General features: G+C 62.8%; 1 protein-coding gene. It reads right to left on the reverse strand.

Features of this window, described 5'->3' with window-relative positions; translation table 11 throughout:
• Window positions 1-1,642, reverse strand: a 1,642-nt coding sequence (locus P5705_RS26095; RefSeq protein WP_346780516.1) for an immunoglobulin-like domain-containing protein, incomplete at both ends; no start/stop codon positions are given.

Below are 1,642 nucleotides of genomic sequence, written 5' to 3' on the forward strand. Positions count from 1 at the left end.
GGCCACCGACGTAGACATCATCCTTGGCGGTGATGGTGAAGGTACCGCTGGCGCTGCCAGCCGGAATGCTGACTTTGGTGCCGTCGGACAGGGTGAAAGTCAGGCCGTTATGGCCGGTGACCGACAGGCCCTGGGCGTTGGTCAGGGTCACGGTGTAGGTGACCTGGCCGCCTTCCGAAACAGTGGTCTTGTCCGCGGTCAGGGTCGCGACAACCTCACTGACGGTGTCGGTGATCTGTACGGTGGCGCTGCCACCCAGCTCCAGATTCTCGAAAGTCTTGCCAACCACCGACGCATCGGTGATGCCCACGGTCAGCGAGCTGCCGTCCTTGAACACGTCGTCGCCTTGGGCGGCGGCCTTGTAGGTGGCTTCGGTCTGGCCGGCAGTGATGACCACCTTGTCGCCGTTGGACAGGGTGACAGTCAGATCACGGTCCAGTGGCTGGTTCACCTTCACGGTGAAGGTCGGCTGCTGGGCTTCATTGACATCGCCATTGCTGACGATGGTCACGGCGACCTTGTCGCCTTCGTTGCCGGTGCCTGGGGTGCCGGTACCTGGTTCGTCGGTGACGGTGGTGGTGATGGTGTTATCGCCGAGGGTCAGCTTCTCGAAGTTGTCGCCACCGGCGACCGATTCGATCTTGTTGACGATGTTCGGCTGGCCACCGACGTACACGTCGTCCTTGGCGGTGATGGTGAAGGTACCGCTGGCGCTGCCGGCTGGAATGCTGACTTTGGTGCCGTCGGACAGGGTGAAGGTCAGGCCATTGTGGCCGGTGACCGACAGGCCCTGGGCGTTGGTCAGGGTGACGGTGTAGGTAATCTGGCCGCCTTCCGACACGGTGGTCTTGTCGGCGGTCAGGGTCGCGACAACCTCACTGACGGTGTCGGTTATCTGTACGGTGGCGCTGCCACCCAGCTCCAGATTCTCGAAAGTCTTGCCGGTGACGGTGGCATCGGTAATGCCAACGGTCAGCGAGCTGCCGTCTTTGAATACGTCGTCGCCTTGAGCGGCGGCCTTGTAGGTGGCCTCCGTCTGGCCTGCGGTGATCACGACCTTGTCACCGTTGGACAGGGTCACAGTCAGGTCGCGGTCCAGCGGTTGGTTCACCTTGACGGTGAAGGTCGGCTGCTGGGCTTCGTTCACGTCGCCATTGCTGACGATGGTCACGGCGACCTTGTCGCCTTCGTTGCCAGTGCCCGGAGTGCCGGTACCTGGCTCGTCAGTCACGGTGGTGGTGATGGTGTTGTCGCCGAGGGTCAGCTTCTCGAAGTTGTCCGCACCAGTAACCGACTCGATCTTGTTGACGATGCTCGGCTGGCCGCCGACGTACACATCGTCCTTGGCGGTGATGGTGAAGGTGCCGCTGGCGCTGCCGGCCGGGATGCTGACTTTGGTGCCATCGGACAGGGTGAAGGTCAGGCCGTTATGGCCGGTGACCGACAGGCCCTGGGCGTTGGTCAGGGTCACGGTGTAGGTGACCTGGCCGCCTTCGCTGACGGTGGTCTTGTCGGCCGTCAGGGTCGCGACCACTTCGCTGACGGTATCGGTGATCTGCACGGTGGCGTTGCCACCCAGCTCCAGATTCTCGAAGGTCTTGCCAACCACCGACGCATCGGTGATGCCCACGGTCAGCGAGCT

It is taken from the genome of Pseudomonas entomophila (assembly GCF_029478665.1).
Classification (GTDB): Bacteria; Pseudomonadota; Gammaproteobacteria; order Pseudomonadales; family Pseudomonadaceae; genus Aquipseudomonas; species Aquipseudomonas entomophila_F.